A 12,927-nucleotide genomic window follows, 5' to 3' on the forward strand; every position below is an offset into this window, starting at 1 on the left:
GTCTCAGGTCCCGGCGGCCGGGTCGGGGGCGGTCAGGCGGCGCAGGACGTCGCAGGCCAGGTTGTGGGCGAGGGGCACCTTGAAGGCGTTGTCCCGCAACGGCTCGGCGGCGGCGAGCTCGGCATCCAGCGCCCGCGCGAACGCCTCGCCCGTCGGCGCGGCCCCCCGCAGCGCCTCCTCGGCGCGCCGGGCCCGCCAGGGCCGGTGGGCCAGCCCGCCGAAGGCGATCCGCACCTCCGCCACGACCCCGTCCCGGGCGGCCAGCAGCACGGCCACCGAGGCGAGCGCGAAGGCGTACGAGGCACGGTCGCGTGCCTTGCGGTAGGCCGAGACCGCGCCCGGCACCGGCCGCGGCAGCAGTACCCCGGTGATGAGCTCGCCGTGGGTGATCTCGGTGTCCGCCTGCGGCCGGTCGCCCGGCAGCCGGTGGAACTCGGCGGCGGGCACCGTCCGCGCCCCGCGCGCCCCCTCCAGCTCGACCTGCGCGTCGAGCACGGCCAGCGCGACCGCCAGGTCGGAGGGGTGGGTGGCGATGCACTGCGCGGAGTGCCCCAGCACCGCGTGGTCGCGGTGGACGCCCTCGCGCGCACCGCAGCCGGAGCCTGGCTCGCGCTTGTTGCACGGCTTGGCCAGGTCCTGGAAGTAGGGGCAGCGGGTGCGCTGGAGCAGGTTGCCGCCGGTGGTGGCCACGTTGCGCAGCTGGCCCGAGGCGCCCGCGAGCAGCGTCTGGGACAGCACGGGGTAGCGGGCGCGGATCAGCGGGTGGGCGGCGAGGTCGCTGTTGCGCACCGTCGCGCCGACGCGGACGGACCCGTCGGCGAGCTCTTGGACGGCATCCAGCGGCAGCCGGCTGACGTCGACCAGCGTCTCGGGCCGCTCCACGCCCAGCTTCATCAGGTCGACGAGGTTGGTTCCGCCACCCAGGTAGCGGGAGGTGGGCCGGCCGGCGTGCGCCGCGGTCGCCTCGTCCACGCTGTGGGCCCGCACATACATGAAGGACTTCACCGGACACCGCCCCCGGCGGCTTCGTGGGACCCGGCGGCTGCTGCCGCCTCGGCGGCCTGCGCGGCATCCACGGCTGCCACGGCCTCGACGATGTGCGGATAGGCGCCGCAGCGGCACAGATTGCCGCTGAGCCGCTCCCGGATCTCCGCCCGGCTCAGCCGCACCGGCGCGCCGCTTGCCGCGCCCGGATCCGTCACGTGCGAGGCCTCGCCCGCCCGGGCCTCCGCCAGGACCCCCAGGGCCGAACAGAGCTGTCCCGGCGTGCAGTACCCGCACTGGAAGGCGTCCCGCTCCACGAAGGCCCGCTGCAGGGGATGCGGCCCCTGGTCGTCGGCGCCGTGCAGTCCCTCGACCGTGGTGATGTCGCATCCCTCGACGGCGAGGGCCAGCAGCAGACAGCTGTTGGCCCGGCGCCCGTCCACCAGGACGGTGCAGGCACCGCACTGGCCGTGGTCGCAGCCCTTCTTGGCCCCCGTCAGGTCCAGCTGCTCGCGCAGCACGTCCAGCAGCGTGGAGCGGTGATCGACGACAGGGCGGTGGGTCCTGCCGTTCACCCGCAGGGGCACTTCCGAATGGAACACCTCGGTCCCCATGGCGCTCTGCTCCCTCGTCCCTGGCGTGGTCCGTGCCGTCATCGCCACTCCAGCCTGGGACAGGACGCCCGTTCCGGCATGCCGAGCCGTACGCGGGCTCCCGGCCGGGGCAGGGGGAGGGGAGGGCGGTCAGCGGGGCCGGGCTCCCGCGTACCGCCACAGCACGTGCACCACACGCAGCGCCGCGAGGACGGAGCCGACCGAGGCGCCCGCGACCAGCAGGAACCTTTCCGCGCCGGCCGGGAGCCGCCAGACGGCGACCGGACCGGCGATCGCCCCGAACACGACGGCCCCCAGGAAGCAGGCGCTGAGCAGCGCGTAGCCGATCTCCACGGTCATCTCGTCCCGCTGGGCCTGACTGCGACGGCTGGTCCCCATGACCGCAGAGCGTACCCAGGACCGCGCGGCCCCCCGCCAAGTCCCCCCCCGCACGGCCGCGCACCGCAGGGTTACGTCCCGCACGGCTGCGCGCCCGAACGCCCCCGCCCCTGCTCAGGGTCCCGGTGGATACCGGCCGCAACCCGCACGAACGAGCGGACCAGCGGATTCGCGTCCCCCGTGTTCCACGCCGCCACCAGCGGGCTGGGCGGCATGTCGCTCAGCGGTACCACGGCAAGCCCCGGCCCCGGCGCGTGGTCCACCAGGGTCATTCCCACGGTGCCGTTCCACAGCACGGCCTGCCGGCACTCCACGACCGCGCGCACCACCGGTCCCTCCCGGTGCTGCCCGCCGCCCCAGTAGGTCTGCCACAGCGGGTCGGTGCCCGGCGGGAAGCTGAACCAGCGCCGGTCGGCCAGCTCGGCCAGTCGCAGACGCGCGCACCGCGCCAGCGGGTCGTCGGCCCGCAGCAGCACCCCCACCGCGTCGGTCCGCAGCGCCCGCACCGACAGCCCGGTCTCCTGGAAGGGCCCCCGGGTCAGCGCGACATCGACCCGGCCGGCGTGCAGCCCGCAGGTGGGATCGGCCAGATCGGCCTCCCGGACGCGTACTTCCACGCCCGGATGCCGTCGGCGGAAGACGGCCGCCAGCCGGCTCAGCCCCGCATCGGCGCCGTCGCCCAGGACTCCGACGGTGATGGCCGTGGTCCCGGCCGCGGCGGCCACCCGTTCCCGCGCCAGGGCGGCCCGTTCGAGCAGGGCGCGCGCCTCGGCCAGCAGCACCGCCCCGGCCGCGGTCAGCGTGACGCCGCCCGGCGAGCGGACCAGCAGCACGGCACCGACCTCGGTCTCCAGCTGCTTGACGGCCCGGCTCAGCGGCGGCTGGCTCATGTGCAGCCGCACGGCCGCCCGGCCGAAGTGGAGTTCCTCGGCGACCGCCACGAAATACCGCAACGTCCGCAGCTCCATCCCGCCACGATACCCAGCCGGTATCGGCGCCCCGGAACAGGTCTTGGACGGCGTCCGCACCCCGGCGGTCCAATCGTCACCATGAACGACGCAGCAGACACAGCGGCAGCAGCCACAGCCACAGCCACAGCCACAGCCACGGACGCGGAAGCAGGGGCCGGGGGGCCCGCCGTCGTGGTGGTCCGCCCCGGCGAGGGCGAGAGGCTCACCCTGGGCACCACGCACATGCGCGTCCTGGAGGACGGCAGCCACACCGCCCACCGGCTGGGCCTGACCGAATCCGTCCTGGCCCCGCACACCCCCGGCCCCCCGCAGCACCGCCACGCCCGGCACGACGAGGGCTTCTACGTCCTGTCCGGCACCGTGCGGTTCACCGTCGGGGCGCAGGACCACGACGCCGGTGCGGGCACCTTCGTGCTGGTCCCGGCCGGCGCTCCGCACACCTTCGCCAACATCAGCGGCCGACCGGCCGTCATGCTCAGCATGTTCACCCCGGACCTGTACGTGCAGTACTTCCGGGACCTGCGGGACACGATCGCCGACGGCCGGCCCCTGACGCCCGACGCCAACCTGCGCACGATGAGCCGCTACGCCACCCGTCCCGCCGACCGCCCGGTGTCCTAGGGCCGGGCGGCCAGGGCGAGTTGGTGCAGGTCCTCCAGCGCGTCCAGGAGCACGGTGTCCTGATGCCACCTGATCCACTCGCCCAGGGTGCGGCCGGTGTCCTGCAGCGCCCGGAGCTGCGCCTGGGTGAAGCCGGTCAGCGGCCGGGCGTGGTGGGAGGAGATGACGCCGCGGACGGCCGCCCGGTCGTCGACGAGCGGAATGCTGTGGCAGGCCCGGCTGCCGGAGGTGAGGATCACCCGGCGCGTCTCGTCGTCGAACCCGGCCGAGGAGGCCACCTCCTTGACGGTGACCTGGCTGCCGGCTTCGACGGCCCGGGAGCAGGCGGTGTTCCCCTCGACGAAGGCGAAGTAGTCGGTGAAGTGCCGGGGCAGACCGGCGTGCTTGGCCATGCGCAGCACGTCGTCCTCGAGCAGCTGCACGTTGCCCATGTCCGTGCCGGTGACGGTCAGCACGCGGCGCAGCGCCGCGCCGAGCACCTCGCCCTGGTTGGCCGCGTCGAGCGGCCCGGCCCCGAGCGCGGCCAGGCCGGGCCGGGGGAGCCGGACCCGCTCGGTGAGCCACACCTCGGCGCCCGGCACGGGGCCGGGGGTGCGCACCACCGCGGCGGCCAGCTGGTGCAGCTTGATGTTGGCGCGCTGCGAGGCCCGGCGCAGCAGCTGGAACGCCTCTTGGGGGTGCGCCAGCCGGTAGCGCTCGACCAGGATGCCCTCGGCCAGCGCGATCCTGGGCCGCGCCCGCGCCCGGACCTCCAGCTCGGCCACCTGCGCGCGCAGTTGCTCGGCGGCGGCCCGCAGATGCTCCGTCTCCTCCCGGAGCGAGGGCTGCCGCGCGGGCGAGGGCGGCTGCTCCTCCGGGAAGGGGGACGGGGACGCGGTCGAAAAGGTGGTCAAACTGTCTCCCCCCGGCCGCATCCTGCTCCGGCCTTCGTTGCGATCGGCGAGCAGCAGTGACCGGGGCGCCGGCCCCGGACCCGGCCCCGTCCGGACCCTCCCGGCAGGCGCTGCTCCTCACCCACTGCGGCGACCGTATCCCGCCCGCCTGCCGGTGTCATGACCTGCCCGGCTCTCCGCGCCCGGCTGCAGGGGAGGCCGGAACCGGTCCCTGATCTTTGTGGGTTCTGCCGGTACGGCCGACGGACGGGGCCCGTAGAGACTGCCAGCCGAGGCGCCGCGCCACACCCCCGCATCGGGACGGGGCCGCGGGCCTGCCGAGACGCCGCAACGCCGACCACGGGGGAGAGGCACCACCATGAGCGCGCAGCAGCAGTACGACGAGATCGGTGAGGCGTACGAGGGGTTCAAGGCGCTGCCGCTGGAGCAGTACGCGGCGGTGCCCAGCTTCCTGGAGATGGTCGGGGACGTGCGCGGCCGCGCGGTCCTGGATCTGGCCTCCGGCACCGGCTTCTACAGCCGGGAGTTCAAGCGGCGCGGCGCCACGGACGTGCTCGGCATCGACATCTCGGGGGAAATGGTCGCGGTGGCACGGCAGTTGGAGGAGGCGCAGCCGCTGGGGGTGCGCTACCGGGTCGGGGACGTGGCCGAACCGGTGCCGCTGGAGCGGCGCTTCGGCATCGCCACCGCGGTCCAGCTGCTCAGCTATGCGCCCGACATCGCCACCACGGAGCGGATGTGCCGCACCGTGCACCAGAGCCTGCGGCCCGGCGGCGCGCTCTTCGTCCTCAACCAGTCGCCGGACTTCTCCTTCACGGGGCCGCTCCCGGACAAGTACGGCTTTCGCAGCGAGCTCACCGGGCAGGAGGCGGAGACCGGCCCACAGGTGCGGATCACGGCGCTGTTGGACCCGCCGGTCTCCTTCGTCGCCAACCGCCCGCGCCGCGAGGTGTACGAACAGTGCCTGCGGGCGGCCGGGTTCAGCGAGGTGACCTGGGTCGCGCGGACGGTGTCGCCGGCCGGCACGCGCGCGTTCGGCGCGGACTTCTGGGCGGACTTCCACGCCAACCCGCCGCTGGAGATGCTGCACTGCCGCGCCTGACCTTCCGGCGCCCCGGGCCGTGGGACCGGGATGCCGGGGGAGGGGCGCGGTCAGCGCGGGAGGGCGGCGGTGCCGCGCAGGGACGACCACCGGGCCGCCCGGTCGGCGAGTTCGACCATGGGCGGCACCGCCGGGTCGCCCGCGAGGTGGCTGTACTCCACCGAGAGCACGATCATCAGGCGCTCGGGCAGCCCCAGGCGGGGGTAGAAGTCCCGGCTGAACAGGTCGTCCATCGCCTTGTGGGGGCTCAGTCCGGCCTCGTAGCGGGCATGCACCTCGCGTTGCACCGTGCGCAGATAGGCCAGGTGTTCCTCGAGTCCGGCGCGGTCCGTGGGCCGCCCGTGCCCGGGGACGACGACCCGCGGGGCGAGGTCCAGGACGAGCTCGCAGGCGTTGATGACGTTCTGCAGGGGGCCCGCCCAGTGGGTGGGGTGGTCGCCGTGGAAGAAGACGTCGCCGGTGCACACCACGTCGCCGATGCGGGCCACCAGGTCGCCGGCGTGGTGTGCGGGCCCCACCTCGTGCAGTTCCACCTCGATGTCCCCGACGGGGAAGGCGTGCCGGCCGCGGAAGGTGACCGTGGGCGGGGTGAGTTGTGCCGAGGCGAAGTCGAAGTGGCCGAAGTGCTCGCGCAGATAGCGGCCCAGGGCCGTGTCGGGCGGCGACTGGTGCACCAGTGCGTGCATGTGCTGGGGGCTCGGTTCGTGGGACAGGTGGTCGTGGCCCGCCCGGGTGGCGATGATCTCCGCGCCGGGGAACAGGTGGTTGCCGAAGGTGTGGTCGCCGTTGGCGTGGGTGTTGACCACCGTGGTGACGGTGCGCGGGCCGAGCCGGGGCCGGGCCGCGGCGATCATCGCCCGGGTCGTCGGCCCGTCGTAGGGGGTGTCGACCACGGCCGCGTCGGGGCCGGAGACGACCCATAAACAGTTGGCGTACCCCCAGTGGCCGGTGCTGCGCGGGGCCCACAGGAACAGCCCGTCGGCGCCGGGCACCTCGGCGAGCCGGGTGGGCAGCGGCACGGGCGCGTTCTGAAGAATCATGGGCGCATTCTGACCGAACCGGACGCCGCCCCGGACACCGTGCCGGGTGCGCCGCCCGGCCCCGCCGGGCCCGGCGGGCCGGTCACTTCTTCAAGATCCCCACGTCGTAGAAGAACTGGTAGCGGGCGGGGTCGTCGGGCAGGAACCAGTGGAAGCCCTCCAGCAGGAACACCGCGACCAGGTTCACCGTCGTGACCAGCGCGACGAACCCGAACACCAGCCGGCCCGCGGACCGGCTCGCCGGGGCGGCGGGGTGCGGCGCGGCCGTCCAGGGCGCGAAGGCCATCAGGATGCCGATGGCCAGGACCGAGGCCATGAACAGGATCCATGCCCACACGTACAGGTGCAGGCCCAGCACCGGATCGCCGTAGCCCGCATCGCCCGGCAGGATGTGCAGCATCGTCTGCCGCCAGGAGGTGAAGCCGCCGGCCATGCAGGCCACCAGGGCCAGCCCCCAGCCCGTCAGGTAGTCGCGGCCGGTGATCGTCCCCCGCATGCCCGCGCGCACCACGTGCAGCGCCCCCAGCGCGGCCAGGAGCATGAACATCCGCTGCACCATGCACAGCGGGCAGGGGTAGTCCCAGGAGCCGAACTGCACGGCCAGGCCGCCGCAGACCACGCCCGTCCAGCCGGCCGCGAAGACGCACGCGAACCAGAACTGCGCCTGCCCCAGCAGCGCCGCGCCGGTGCCGCGGGCCGGTTGCGGGTGCTCCGCGGTGGCCATCAGTAGTTCAGCCCGAGCGAGAGGCCGCTGGTGATGTGGTGCGCCAGGAGCAGCGCCGTGGCGGCCAGCACGGCCCACCACACCCCGAGCACCAGCGCGGGGGATCGCTCCCGGTACAGGGCGGCCAGGCCGACCAGCAGACCGCCGAAGATCAGGGTGTCCATGGCGCGCATCGTAGGAAGCGCCCCCGCCCCGGCCGCCCGGCGCCACGCGCGGGCCCGGCGCCGTTACCTCCCAACGGACCAGGCCGCCGCCCCGCGGCCGGGCGCCCCGGAGGGGTGCCGCCGTCCGGCCCTAGGCGCCGGCGCGGACCGGCCGGCGCCGGCCGACCCAGAGCGTCAGGAGCACCGAGCACACCGCGGCGAACGCGCACCAGGTGGAGATGTACTCCTGGCGCCACAGCACCACGGACACCGCGGCCCCGGCGGCCACCAGTACGCCGAAGAGGATCAGGCCGCGGTCGCCGGACAGCAGCAGGGAGCCGACGGTGGCGAGCAGGTAGCCGGCCACGACCAGGGCGGGCTGCGGCAGGCCCAGGGAGTAGCCGACGGTGTGCCCGCGGATCTCGGCGCTCACGGTGCGGGTGGCCAGCGCGTGGGCGAGCACCGCCGCGGTCACGGTGCCCGCCGCCAGGGGGACCAGCAGCCGGCGGCGGGCGCCGGGCGGCGCGGCGCACAGCACGGCGGCCGGCACCCACAGTGCCAGCAGCGGGAGCGCGATGACGGCCCAGGCCAGGGTGGCGGGGCCGGGGCCGCCGTCGTGGTGCCAGACCACGGCCTCGACGATCTGGTGGGCGCCCAGCAGGAGCGGCAGCGCGGCCAGCGGCAGATCGCGGGGGCGGCGGGCCGCCAGGGCCACCGCCACGGCTCCCACGGCCGCGATGCCCGTCCCCGCGGCGAGGTCGGCCGTTGCACTCCAGCACATGACGGCAACGCTACGGCCGGCCCGGCGCGGGAGCGCGCCAAGGCCGCGCCGTGCGCGTCAGCCGAGCCGGGCGTACAGGGCCGCGGCGGCGACGAGCAGGACGACGACGCCCGTCAGGATCAGCGTGCCGGTGCCCGTGTGCAGGGCGCGTTCCTGTTCGGCGTGCTTCTCGGCGACGAAGGCCTCGGCGTCGGCCTCCGTCCGCGTGCGCACCCACTGCCCGTGCTGTCCCGAGCCGGGAATCACCGTGCACCCCTGTGCCGACTCCGGTACGCCTGACCGCTTCTTGCACCGCCGGACATCAACGCTCGCCCGGTGCGCCGGAGTCCGGGGCGGTGGTGGGCTTGGTGTGGAGGATGTCGCGGGCCTGTTCGGCGGCGCGGGCGGTGCTCTCGGAGACGAAGTCGAGGAAGCGGGCGATGTTTTCGAGGCGGGTGGCGGCGGGCGTGCCGGGGCGCAGGACGGGGATGCCCTGGCGGGCGGTGGCGACGACCTGGGCGGTGGCGCGGGCGGTGGCCATCATCGACTGGTAGTAGACGTCGTCGTCGACGACGTAGCGCTCGCGCCGGCCCTCGCCGCGCTCCCGGCGGACGAAGCCCTGGCTCTCCAGGAAGGCGATCGCCTTCGAGATGGCGGCGGGGCTGACCTGGAGGTGCGCGGCGAGTTCGGCCGCGGTCAGGCTGCCGGAGTCGGTGAGGATGAGGCAGGCCGTCACCCGGGACATCATCGTGGGCATGCCCGAGGCGATCATGACGGTGGTGAACACCTCCTCATAGGCGCGTACTTCGTCGGCGTCGCGCCCGTGGGGCTGCTCGGGGGTCCGCGGGTCCCGGGGCGCGGCCTGCTTGCGGCGGTGGGCGCGGTGCCCGGTGGCGCGCTGGGCCACCTCGGCGCGGTAGCCGGCCGGGCCGCCGTTGCGCGTCACCTCGCGCGTGATCGTCGAGGTCGGCCGCTCCAGGCGCCGGGCGATCTCGGCGTAGGCGAGGCCGTCGGCCAGTCCCAGCGCGATCTGCTGGCGTTCCTGCTGGGTGAGCCTGCCTCCCGGCATCGCGGTCTCCTTCGTGGCCCCGGCCGGGGCGCATGGGGGGTGGTCGGTGCGCCGACCATAGCGTTCACGCCCATCTCATTGCAACAGGCCGAGAGGCGCTCTGTTGCATTAAGCGCGAGGTCATTGCATCAACTTTCCTGTATCTACCTGCAGTTATGGGTTTTCAACGCAACAAGTCTGTTGTCAGTTCCGTGAATGCAACGTAGCGTTTCTGTCATCGGAAAGCGCGGGCCGCAAGGGCACGCGACACCGGATGAAGGAGCCCACGATGCAGAAGTTCGCCACCCCCGCCGCCGTCCAGGCCGTCCTCGACATCTCCGCCGGACGCATCCAGTTCATCGCCGCCGACCGCAGCGACACCACCGTCGAGGTCCGGCCCGCCGACCCCGCCCGCAGCCGCGACGTGAAGGCGGCCGAGCAGATCGAAGTCACCTACGCCGACGGGGTCCTGCGCATCCAGGCCCCCGAGTCCAAGAACCGCCTCATCGGCGTCACCGGCTCCGTCGAGGTCACCGTCCAGCTGCCCGCCGGCTCCGATGTGCGGGCCAAGTCGGCCGCCGCCGAGTTCCGCGGCGTGGGACGCCTCGGCGAGGTCGCCTTCGACGGCGGCCACGGCGCGGTCAAGCTCGACGAGGCCGCGAGCGCCCGCCTGACCGGCCTCGACGCCCACATCACCGTCGGCCGGCTGAACGGCCCCGGCGAGATCAGCACCCAGCGCGGCGACGTGCACATCGCCGAGGCGGCCGCCGGCACGCTCGTGCTGGGCACCCAGCAGGGCAACATCACCGTCGTCGCCGCCCGCGGCGTCAGCGCCGCCCTGGACGCCGGCACCGCCCACGGCCGGATCGACAACGCCCTGCACAACACCGGCGGCGCACCCGACCTGGCCATCAAGGCGACCGTCGCCCAGGGCGACATCACCGCCCGCAGCCTCTGACCCCCGCAGCCCTCGAAGGAGTTCTCCCCATGACCGGCTTGGCCATCGCGGCGCACGGGCTGCGCAAGTCCTACGGCGACAAGACCGTCCTGAACGGCATCGACCTGAACGTCCCGGAGGGAACGGTCTTCTCCCTGCTGGGCCCCAACGGCGCCGGCAAGACCACCGCCGTCAAGATCCTCTCCACGCTCGTCACCGCCGACGCCGGCGACCTGCACGTCGGCGGCCACGACCTCGCGAGCCAGGCGCAGGCCGCCCGCGCCGCGATCGGCGTCACCGGCCAGTTCTCCGCCGTCGACGGCCTGATCACCGGCGAGGAGAACATGCTCCTCATGGCGGACCTGCACCACCTGCCCAGGCGGGAGGGGCGCCGGGTGGCCGCCGAACTCCTGGAGCGCTTCGACCTGGTGGAGGCCGCCGGGAAACCCGCCTCCACCTACTCCGGCGGCATGAAGCGCCGCCTGGACATCGCCATGACCCTGGTCGGCAGCCCCCGCATCATCTTCCTCGACGAGCCGACCACCGGCCTGGACCCCCGCTCCCGCCACACCATGTGGGGCATCATCCGCGAACTCGTCACCGGCGGGGTGACGGTCTTCCTCACCACCCAGTACCTGGAAGAGGCCGACCAACTCGCCGACCGCATCGCCGTCCTGCACGACGGCCGCATCGCCGCCGAGGGCACCGCCCAGGAGCTCAAGCGGCTCATCCCCGGCGGCCATGTGCGCCTGCGCTTCGCGGACCCGGCCGCCCACCGGTCCGCGGCCGCGGCCCTGCCCGGGGCCGCCCGCGACGAGGAGGCCCTCACCCTTCAACTCCCCAGCGACGGCAGCCAGCGCGACCTGCGCGCCGTCCTGGACCGGCTGGACGCCGCCGGCATCGAGGCCGACGAACTGACCGTGCACACCCCCGACCTCGACGACGTCTTCTTCGCCCTCACCGGCAACGCCACCGCCCCCGACCCCGCCGTGCCCACCCGGCCGAACCTGCCGAACCAGCCCAAGGAGACCGTCCGATGAGCTCCCTCTCCCTCGCCGTGCGCGACTCCTCCACGATGCTGCGCCGCAACCTCCTGCACGCCCGCCGCTATCCCTCGCTCACCCTGAACCTGCTGCTGACCCCGGTCATGCTGTTGCTGCTGTTCGTCTACATCTTCGGCGACACCATGAGCGCGGGCGCGGGCCGCTCCGCCTACATCGCCTACATCGTCCCCGGCATCCTGCTGATGACCATCGGCTCCACCGTCATCGGCACCGCCGTCTCGGTCTCCACCGACATGAACGAGGGCATCGTCGCCCGCTTCCGCACCATGGCCATCCACCGCGGCTCCATCCTGTTCGGCCACGTCGTCGGCAGCGTCCTGCAGATCCTCGTCAGCGTCGTCCTCGTCGGCGCCGTCGGCGTGGCCATGGGCTTCCGCTCCACCGACGCCACCGTCCTGGAATGGTTCGCGGCACTCGGGCTGCTCGCCCTGGTCGCGCTGGCCTTCACCTGGATCGCGGTCGGCATGGGCCTGAGCAGCCCCAACGCCGAAGCGGCCAGCAACAACGCCATGCCGCTGATCCTGCTGCCGCTCATCTCCAGCGCCTTCGTCCCGCTCCACTCGATGCCGGGCTGGTTCCAGCCGATCGCCGAGTACCAGCCCTTCACCCCCGCCATCGAGACCCTGCGCGGCCTGCTCCTCGGCACCGGGATCGGCAACAACGGGTGGATCGCGCTGGCCTGGTGCCTGGGCCTGACCGTGCTGGGCTACCGCTGGTCCACCGCACAGTTCAACCGCGACCCCAGGTAACCGCCGTGCCGGCGCGGACCACCGCCCGCCACGCCCCCCCCGCCTCCTCCCCGTCCCCTTCCGCCCGGGGCGGCGTACACCGACACCGCGTCGGCCGTGCGCCGCCCCTTTCGCGTGCCGGGCCGCGCGGGCTCAGTCCGTGCGGGCTCGGCCCGTGCGGGGTCTGAGCAGGTCCTCGACCAGGGTGTCCACCAGGCCGCGCGGGATGCCTGCCCCCGTCAGCGCGCGGTAGACGAGCGGGCCGACCAGCGCGTCGAGCACGGCGTCGGGCCCGAGCGCGGGGGAGATCTCACCGGCCTCGACCGCGCGCGCCAGCAGATCCCGCTCCCGGGCCCGGCGCGGCCCGAGATGACGCTCGTGCAGACGCCCGGCCGTCTCGGGATCGTGCTGCGCCTCGGCGAGGAGCGCGAGCAGGACCTGGCCCGCGGGATCGCGGGTGAGGAACCGCGCGAAGCCGCGCAGATAGCCGCGGATGCCCGCCGCCGTGGCCGGCTCCGCCGGGACGGGCAGGCGCTTCTCGCTGTCCTCGATGAGCGTGTCGAGGAGGATCTCGACCTTCGAGGGCCACCAGCGGTAGATCGTCTGCTTCGCCACGCCGGCCCGGCGCGCGATCGCCTCGATGGTCAGGGCGCCGAAGCCGTGCTCGACGAGCAGGTCGTCCGCGGCGTGCAGCACGGCCAGCCGCGCGGCCTCGTCGCGCCGGCTGCCGGAGTGGGGCCTGCGGGGCCGGGAGGTCGGGGCGGGCATGCGGACACGATACCCAGGGGTGATCCCCCGGTCCCCGGAACATTGTCTAGACGCGACGGTGCGTCTAGGCTAATCGCGCCGGCCGTCCCGCCGACGGGCCGTGCCACCCCGCCACCGAGGAGCGAAGATGCCCCTGTCTCTTATACACATAG

Annotated in this window: 17 protein-coding genes; 5 read left to right on the forward strand and 12 right to left on the reverse strand. The window is 74.0% G+C overall.

Translation table 11 applies throughout. From position 1 onward, the window contains the following. Positions 1–3: 3 nt before the first annotated feature. The 4 genes from AOK03_RS14135 to AOK03_RS14150 all read right to left on the reverse strand — a co-directional run bounded on the left by AOK03_RS14135 (position 4) and on the right by AOK03_RS14150 (position 2,944). Positions 4–1,005: an FAD binding domain-containing protein gene (locus AOK03_RS14135; protein WP_055565596.1), complete on the reverse strand. Its 1,002-nt coding sequence runs from the start codon at positions 1,003–1,005 to the stop codon at positions 4–6. Next, a complete protein-coding gene (locus AOK03_RS14140; protein ID WP_079074702.1) occupies positions 1,002–1,598 on the reverse strand; it encodes a 2Fe-2S iron-sulfur cluster-binding protein in 597 nt (198 codons plus the stop codon). Before AOK03_RS14140 ends, AOK03_RS14135 begins: the two co-directional genes overlap by 4 nt. 129 nt (positions 1,599–1,727) lie before the next feature. Then, positions 1,728–1,976, reverse strand: coding sequence for a DUF6332 family protein (locus AOK03_RS14145; RefSeq protein WP_055565597.1), 249 nt, complete (start codon positions 1,974–1,976; stop codon positions 1,728–1,730). A 71-nt stretch (positions 1,977–2,047) separates the two neighbouring features. Next, positions 2,048–2,944 carry a LysR family transcriptional regulator gene (locus AOK03_RS14150; RefSeq protein ID WP_079074703.1) on the reverse strand — a complete coding sequence of 299 codons (897 nt, stop codon included), beginning with the start codon at positions 2,942–2,944 and terminating at the stop codon, positions 2,048–2,050. An 81-nt stretch (positions 2,945–3,025) separates the two neighbouring features. Here AOK03_RS14150 and AOK03_RS14155 point away from each other — a divergent pair, with 81 nt between their 5' ends. Then, positions 3,026–3,568: a cupin domain-containing protein gene (locus AOK03_RS14155; RefSeq protein WP_079074704.1), complete on the forward strand. Its 543-nt coding sequence runs from the start codon at positions 3,026–3,028 to the stop codon at positions 3,566–3,568. Here the strand turns inward: AOK03_RS14155 and AOK03_RS14160 are convergent. Continuing rightward, positions 3,565–4,461, reverse strand: a complete 897-nt coding sequence (locus AOK03_RS14160) for an ANTAR domain-containing protein (protein ID WP_244177607.1) — start codon at positions 4,459–4,461, stop codon at positions 3,565–3,567. The two genes, AOK03_RS14155 and AOK03_RS14160, sit on opposite strands and share 4 nt — an antisense overlap. Positions 4,462–4,819: 358 nt before the next feature. Here AOK03_RS14160 and AOK03_RS14165 point away from each other — a divergent pair, with 358 nt between their 5' ends. Continuing rightward, positions 4,820–5,563: a class I SAM-dependent methyltransferase gene (locus AOK03_RS14165; protein ID WP_055565599.1), complete on the forward strand. Its 744-nt coding sequence runs from the start codon at positions 4,820–4,822 to the stop codon at positions 5,561–5,563. Between the two features lie 50 nt (positions 5,564–5,613). Here AOK03_RS14165 and AOK03_RS14170 read toward each other — a convergent pair whose 3' ends face one another. From AOK03_RS14170 to AOK03_RS14190, 6 genes are all read right to left on the reverse strand, one after another. Further along, on the reverse strand, positions 5,614–6,603 hold the full coding sequence (locus AOK03_RS14170; protein WP_055565600.1) for an MBL fold metallo-hydrolase: 990 nt from the start codon (positions 6,601–6,603) through the stop codon (positions 5,614–5,616). 82 nt (positions 6,604–6,685) lie between these two features. Then, positions 6,686–7,327, reverse strand: coding sequence for a disulfide bond formation protein B (locus AOK03_RS14175; RefSeq protein ID WP_055565601.1), 642 nt, complete (start codon positions 7,325–7,327; stop codon positions 6,686–6,688). Beyond that, positions 7,327–7,491, reverse strand: a complete 165-nt coding sequence (locus tag AOK03_RS43110) for a DUF5993 family protein (RefSeq protein ID WP_167355606.1) — start codon at positions 7,489–7,491, stop codon at positions 7,327–7,329. The genes AOK03_RS14175 and AOK03_RS43110 overlap by 1 nt, the downstream gene beginning before the upstream one ends. Before the next feature lie 130 nt (positions 7,492–7,621). Continuing rightward, positions 7,622–8,251, reverse strand: a complete 630-nt coding sequence (locus tag AOK03_RS14180) for a DUF6629 family protein (RefSeq protein WP_055565602.1) — start codon at positions 8,249–8,251, stop codon at positions 7,622–7,624. A 57-nt stretch (positions 8,252–8,308) separates the two neighbouring features. Next, a complete protein-coding gene (locus tag AOK03_RS14185; protein ID WP_055565603.1) occupies positions 8,309–8,497 on the reverse strand; it encodes a hypothetical protein in 189 nt (62 codons plus the stop codon). A gap of 55 nt (positions 8,498–8,552) precedes the next feature. Further along, the gene (locus tag AOK03_RS14190; RefSeq protein WP_055565604.1) at positions 8,553–9,299 is read right to left on the reverse strand and encodes a helix-turn-helix domain-containing protein; all 747 of its coding nucleotides are present in this window, start codon (positions 9,297–9,299) and stop codon (positions 8,553–8,555) included. Positions 9,300–9,567: 268 nt separating this feature from the next. Between AOK03_RS14190 and AOK03_RS14195 the strand changes: the two genes are divergently transcribed. The 3 genes from AOK03_RS14195 to AOK03_RS14205 are packed head-to-tail and all read left to right on the forward strand — an operon-like array spanning position 9,568 to position 12,028. Beyond that, positions 9,568–10,236 (forward strand): DUF4097 family beta strand repeat-containing protein, encoded by a 669-nt coding sequence (locus AOK03_RS14195; protein ID WP_055565610.1) that lies wholly within the window; start codon positions 9,568–9,570, stop codon positions 10,234–10,236. 29 nt (positions 10,237–10,265) lie between these two features. After that, a complete protein-coding gene (locus AOK03_RS14200; protein ID WP_055565605.1) occupies positions 10,266–11,255 on the forward strand; it encodes an ATP-binding cassette domain-containing protein in 990 nt (329 codons plus the stop codon). Then, positions 11,252–12,028 carry an ABC transporter permease gene (locus tag AOK03_RS14205; RefSeq protein WP_055565606.1) on the forward strand — a complete coding sequence of 259 codons (777 nt, stop codon included), beginning with the start codon at positions 11,252–11,254 and terminating at the stop codon, positions 12,026–12,028. Before AOK03_RS14200 ends, AOK03_RS14205 begins: the two co-directional genes overlap by 4 nt. A 132-nt stretch (positions 12,029–12,160) precedes the next feature. On the opposite strand, the gene AOK03_RS14210 is transcribed toward AOK03_RS14205, so the two are convergent. After that, the gene (locus AOK03_RS14210) at positions 12,161–12,775 is read right to left on the reverse strand and encodes a TetR/AcrR family transcriptional regulator (RefSeq protein ID WP_055565607.1); all 615 of its coding nucleotides are present in this window, start codon (positions 12,773–12,775) and stop codon (positions 12,161–12,163) included. Between the last annotated feature and the right edge of the window lie 152 nt (positions 12,776–12,927).

Origin of the sequence: Streptomyces atriruber (assembly GCF_001418325.1) — a bacterium.
Taxonomy (GTDB): Bacteria; Actinomycetota; Actinomycetes; order Streptomycetales; family Streptomycetaceae; genus Streptomyces; species Streptomyces atriruber.